We start from the raw sequence: 5,431 nt of genomic DNA on the forward strand, positions 1-5,431 counted from the left end.
GCGCTTCCCGATTTCAAGGGCGATCGGATCGCCCAACATCAGGTGGCCGATCTCGCCTCGGCCAGCCGCGGCGACCGGGACACGCTGCATCTCCTGGTCATGGACTTGCACAAGGCGCTCAACGCGGTCGCCGCCAAGACGGCGGTCGAGACGATCGACGGCGCACGGGTGCACGGCCTCGACCACGCCGACAGCGCCCGTGTGCGCGCCTTCATGGCCGGCCTCAACCGCACCGCGCGGCTCGCCTTCGGCCATCCGGGGCTTGCGACGACCGCCGGCCGGGCCGGTTCCCGCCTTTCGATCCAGAACGACATCGGGACGACCGACGCGCATGTCATCGTCATCCACGTCGAGGGGTCCGACGTCGCCACCACCTACACCGACGTCCATCGCGTCCGGGCAAAGTTCTTCATGACGCTGTTCGAAGGGCAGGGGGTGGAATGGAGCCCGCTCGCCGAGAACCAGGACCGCAGTCTCGCCAAAGGCGAGGTCTTCTATCTGCTGCACGGAGTCTATCATGCGCGCGACGAAGACGACCTCGACCGGTATCTCGCCTTCCTCGGCTCGCGGCTGGTGTTCCTGATCGACTGGAACAAGGCCCGCAAGGCGCTCCAGGCCTTCGTGTCCAAGGACGAGGCGATCGACCTCCTGGTCGGGTCGGCGGCGCGCGATGACGGCCACCGCGGCTTCCTCGAACTCGGCGGCGCCGACCTCGTGTTCGACGCGGTGCGGCGGGCGGCCGCGGGGCGCATCCCCTACGGCGTGCCGCTCAAGACGGCGTTGGGCGAGAGCGAATGCGTCGCCTTCTTGCGCGACGTCCTGCATCTGGCGAGCGACGGCTTGAAGAGCGGCCGTTCGACCCGATTCATCCGCGACGAAATCCAGGCCGACCTGTCGCAGCGCCTCGACACCGCCGAGAGCGAGCTCTTGGCCGTCGTCCGGCGCCATCTCGGCCTCACCCGGACGCTGGCCGGCGCCATCGAGACGGTCTTCGAGCCGAAAGGGCTTGCGGGCCTCGCAGAACGCAAGTCTCTCGCCCAGCGCGCCAAGCAGATCGAGGGCAAGGGCGACCGGCTCACCGTCGAGGCCCGGGAGATCTTCGCCCGTGTCCGCGACGCCGACGATCTTTTGTCGGTGATCGACCAGGTCGAGAACGCGACCGATTGTTTCGACGAGGCGGCGTTTCTGATCAGTCTCGCGCCCGACGGCGAGGCCTCCGACGCGCTCGGCGCGCCGCTCGGCGAACTCGCGGGCGTCGCGCGTCATTGCGCGGCCGAACTCGTGCGCGCAGTCGAGGCGGCGCTGCAAATTCCCGAGGGAGCGCGCGCCGACGCCGCCTTCGCGCTCCAGTGCGTCGATGCGGTGATCGACGCCGAGCGCGACGCCGACGCCTCCGAGCGCGCCGCGATCGGCGCGCTCATGCGCGCCCCGGCGCCGGCGAGCGACGCGCGCGCGCTCGTTCTCGGGATCGAGATTGCCCAGACCCTGGAGGAGGCGACCGACCGCCTCGCCCATGCGGCGATGTCGCTGCGCAATCGCATCTTGCAGGGGTTGTCGGCATGAGCGACACGCATTTCGAACCCGTGTACATCGGCCTGGGTGGGACTCCCGGCCCGATTCTCGCCGCTGATGTCGGCTCAAAGGCCGCCGAACTGGCCCGCCTCGCCTCATTGCGCCCTTCCTGTCCCTCCGGCCTTCGTGCTGCCGACGAGCCTCTGCGCCGGCGTGGTTGCGGGTGACGAGGCGGCCATGAAGGCGCTGCGCAAAGGCCTGGTCGCGGGTATTGGCTGGCTGGAACAGGCGATGAAGCGCCGCCTCGGCGACGCGCGCACGCCGCTGTTCGTGTCGGTGCGCTCCGGCGCGGAGCGGTCGATGCCCGGGATGATGGATACGATCCTCGACGTCGGAATGAACGCGGTGAGCGTGCACGGCCTCATCCGCCTGACCGGCAATCCGCGGATGGCCTTCGATAGCCGGCGACGGTTCATCCAGGGATACGCGGAAGTGGTCGGCGGTGTCGCGCCGGGGGGCTTTGCTGCGCTGGTGGCCGATATGGTCCGAGCCGAGGGCGTCGCCAATGAGGCCGAGCTTGATTCCGAGGCGCTCGAACGGCTGGTCGAGCAGTTTCACGCGCTGGCGACTCGCCTCGGCCATGCGCCGCCCGAGGATCCGATCGAGCAGATCGCCGAGGCGGCGCAGGCGGTCTACAGGTCCTGGGAAGGCGCGCGGGCGAAGGAATACCGGTGCCTCAACGGCCTCGAAGGCCTCAAAGGCACCGCCGTCACCGTTCAGACGATGGCGTTCGGCAATTCCGGCGGGGATTCCGGGGCCGGGGTGGCGTTCTCACGCGACCCAGCGACGGGCGAGAAGAGGCTCTATGTCGATTTTCTCGCCGACGCCCAGGGCGAGGACGTGGTGTCCGGACGGCGGTCGCCGAGCGACGCGGCGGTGTTGGCGCGCCGCATGCCCGAGGTCGCGCGCCAGCTTGCGGAGGGCGCGCAAGCGCTCGAAGCCGCCTGCCGCGACGTGCAGGACATGGAGTTCACCGTCGAGCGCGGCAAGCTGTGGTTCCTGCAGACGCGCTCGGCCAAACGGACGCCGCGCGCCGCCCTCAAAATCGCCGTCGATCTGGTCGAGGAGGGGCTGATCGACCGGAAGGAGGCGCTCGCCCGGCTCGCCGACGTCGATCCCGTCGCCGCGCGCGTCTCGCGCTTCGCGGAAGCCGCCGAGCTCGCGGGGCGCGCGACGGTCGCCTCGCCCGGCGTCGCGTGCGGGCGCGCCTGCTTCACCAGCGCGCGCGCCAAGGAGGTCGCCGCGCGAGGAGAACCGGCGATCCTCATCCGGCGCGACACCTCGACCGAGGACGTCGTAGGCTTCGCCGTCGCCGAGGGGATTCTGACCGCAATCGGCGGGCGCACAGCCCACGCCGCCGTGGTGGCGCGGCAGATGGGCAAGGTCTGCCTGGTCGGCTGCCGGGCGCTTGCGATCGATGAAGCGCGCGGCGAGGGCAGGCTTGGCGATCGTCCGATCCGCGAAGGCGACTGGATCGCGCTCGACGGCGCTACCGGCGAAGTCTCGCTCGGCCGGCGGGCCATCGTCGCCGAAGACGCGCCCGAGGCGGCGGTCGTCAGGCGATGGCGGGCCGAGGCGGCCTGAGCGCGGCGCGGGACGCGGCTCGCGCAGATTGCCTCAGGCGGGCGCGTGCGCGTCCGCGATGATCGATTCGACCAGCGCGGGCAGCCGGTCGAGATGATGAAGCGCGCCCAGGCGCTCGTGCGCCTTGCGCTCGATCTCCGGGTCGCGGCCGACTTCGATGAGACTCACCAGGCAACGGCGCTCGAAAACCGGAGATCCCATCCGGCGGGCATCCTCCGCGGCGCGCCAGAGGCGATCGGCCGCGCCCTTCCGGCTATCCTGCCCGAGATCGCGCTTGATCAGCGCGTCGACCCGAAGGATCTCGGGCTCGGACCAGACGCTGACGCCGCAGTTTCGTACAATGTCGATGGCGCGCGCGGAAACGGCCTTGGCGTCGTCGAGGCGCCCCAACCGCCGGAGCGCGTCGGCCAAGTTGGCGAGATGGGCGCCGACGCCGAGGGTGTACTCCATCGCGTCGAAGCCCTTGGCCGCGGACTCCATCATGGCGACGCCCTCCGCGAGCTCGCCCGCCTGCGTGAGCCCCCAACCCAGGAATCCGAGAGCGTGCGGGCGGAAGCCGGGGAGGTCGTGCTGATCGCACAAGGCCAGCATGCGCCGCGACGCGCGCAGCAAATGCTGGGTCGCGCCGCAATAGCCGAACACGTTGCCGCCGATGTAGCCGAGCGCGATGGCGGTCGAATGCGGATGGCGCAATTCGTCCACCGCCATGAGCGCCTCGCGGCCGATGCGTAACGCCGCCTTGACGTCTCCGAGGCAGAACAGGGTCTGGCAAAGAAGCGCCTGCGTGTGAACCAGCGGATTCTGCCCGAAGATCTGCGTGCTGGACGAGTCGCGGTCCGCGTCGGCAAGGCTCATCGAGCGCTCGAGATGCGTCTTCGCTTCGACGAGAGCGCCCCTGCCGAGCGCCAGCATTCCTTGCAAGCGATGGCCGATCGCCCGGCCCGCGTCGTAGCGCATCTGCGGCGTGCCGTCGACGCAGTCGAGGCCGCGGACGAGGAGCATCGGTCGTGACGCTCGATCAGCGTCACGACCGACGTCCCGATTGGGTTCGACCGGTTCGGCGAGCGGATGGCGAAGGTCGCCTTGGTGGTCCCGTCGCGGTTGGGGCTCTGGCGGATCAGGTCCCGGCGGGCGAGGTGCAGCCAGTAGAAGACCTCGATCCGCTCCAACTTCTCGACCCCGTCGAGCGCCGCCGCCCAGGGTTCGCTCACCTCGATGCGGCAGACCGGGCCGTCGGGACGGCCGTGATGCGGGCATTCGCCGCGGGTCGCCCAAGGCGTGCGGATCACGCCGATAAACGCCAGCTCCGCGTCGGGCCGTCCGGTCCTCGGCGCGGCGATCTCGTTGAGACGGAGATCGTCTTCACGGTCCATGGGCGCACCATAAACGCCGCCGCTGGCCGCGTCAGCCGCGATCACCGATCGCGGGGTACAGGGCGGGTCAAGAAGATCGCGCCGCTCGTTCGAACCCCAGGAGCCGCCTCAGCGCGGCCATCAGGCGCGCAAACCAGCCCTCACGCTTCTGCGCCGGGGCGGCCGGCTGCGCCGCCGTCGCCGCGGGAGCCTCGGCGAGGGCTTCGGCAAAAGCCTGGAAGAAGTCGCCCGCGAGCTTCTTGGCGGTCGCATCGATCAGCCGCCCGCCGAGCTGCGCGAGCTTCCCGCCAATCTGTGCGTCGACGATATAGTGGAGCAGCGTCGCGTCCGGACCGTCGGGCAAGAGCGCCACGGTCGCGCCGCCCTTGGCGAAGCCGGCGACGCCGCCAGAGCCCTCGCCGGCAATGCGGTAGCCGTTGGGCGGATCGAGGTCGGACAGCGTCACCTTGCCGGTAAAATTCGCCTTCACGGGCCCGACCTTGACCACGACCGCGCCGTCCATTTCGGTCGGCGAGGTCGCGTCGAGGCGCTCGCAGCCGGGGATGCAGACCTTGAGGATCGCCGGGTCGTTGAGCGCGGCCCAGACTTTGGCTTGCGGCGCGGGCACGCGCTGCGTGTCGTCCATCTTCATCGGCAGGTTCCCCCAAGGCTCGGCGGGCGGCGTGACAGATCGGCCGTAGAGTTTCCATGCCGAATCCGGCGGCATGACGACCGGTGCGGCGGGAGCCGGGGAGGGCGAGTGCGGTGAGCGCCAACGCGAACGCCGTCCATAAGGCCGCGCGGGGGGCGACGAGAGCAGGGGAGGGCTCAATCAAGGCGAGAGCTATTGTGTCTATCTCGCGAGGTACCGGCGCAGCAACCGCCCGTGCTCCGGCGCCTCTCCGGCCCCACTGGGCGGAGGC

The 5,431-nt window shown here is 70.2% G+C and carries 4 protein-coding genes; 2 read left to right on the forward strand and 2 right to left on the reverse strand.

The annotated features are described in order from the left end of the window. Positions 1-1,563, forward strand: a 1,563-nt coding sequence (locus tag ACLP25_RS23005; protein ID WP_442471462.1) for a DUF47 domain-containing protein, incomplete at its 5' end; no start/stop codon positions are given. Between the two features lie 186 nt (positions 1,564-1,749). Beyond that, positions 1,750-3,156, forward strand: coding sequence for a PEP/pyruvate-binding domain-containing protein (locus tag ACLP25_RS23010; RefSeq protein ID WP_442471463.1), 1,407 nt, complete (start codon positions 1,750-1,752; stop codon positions 3,154-3,156). 851 nt (positions 3,157-4,007) lie between these two features. Here ACLP25_RS23010 and ACLP25_RS23015 read toward each other — a convergent pair. Both ACLP25_RS23015 and ACLP25_RS23020 read right to left on the reverse strand, forming a co-directional pair. Then, a complete protein-coding gene (locus ACLP25_RS23015) occupies positions 4,008-4,529 on the reverse strand; it encodes a TrmO family methyltransferase domain-containing protein (RefSeq protein WP_442471464.1) in 522 nt (173 codons plus the stop codon). A 67-nt stretch (positions 4,530-4,596) separates the two neighbouring features. Next, positions 4,597-5,160, reverse strand: a complete 564-nt coding sequence (locus ACLP25_RS23020) for an SRPBCC family protein (protein WP_442471465.1) — start codon at positions 5,158-5,160, stop codon at positions 4,597-4,599. Positions 5,161-5,431: the final 271 nt, after the last annotated feature.

Source organism: Roseiarcus sp. (assembly GCF_052145395.1).
GTDB lineage: Bacteria > Pseudomonadota > Alphaproteobacteria > Rhizobiales > Beijerinckiaceae > Roseiarcus.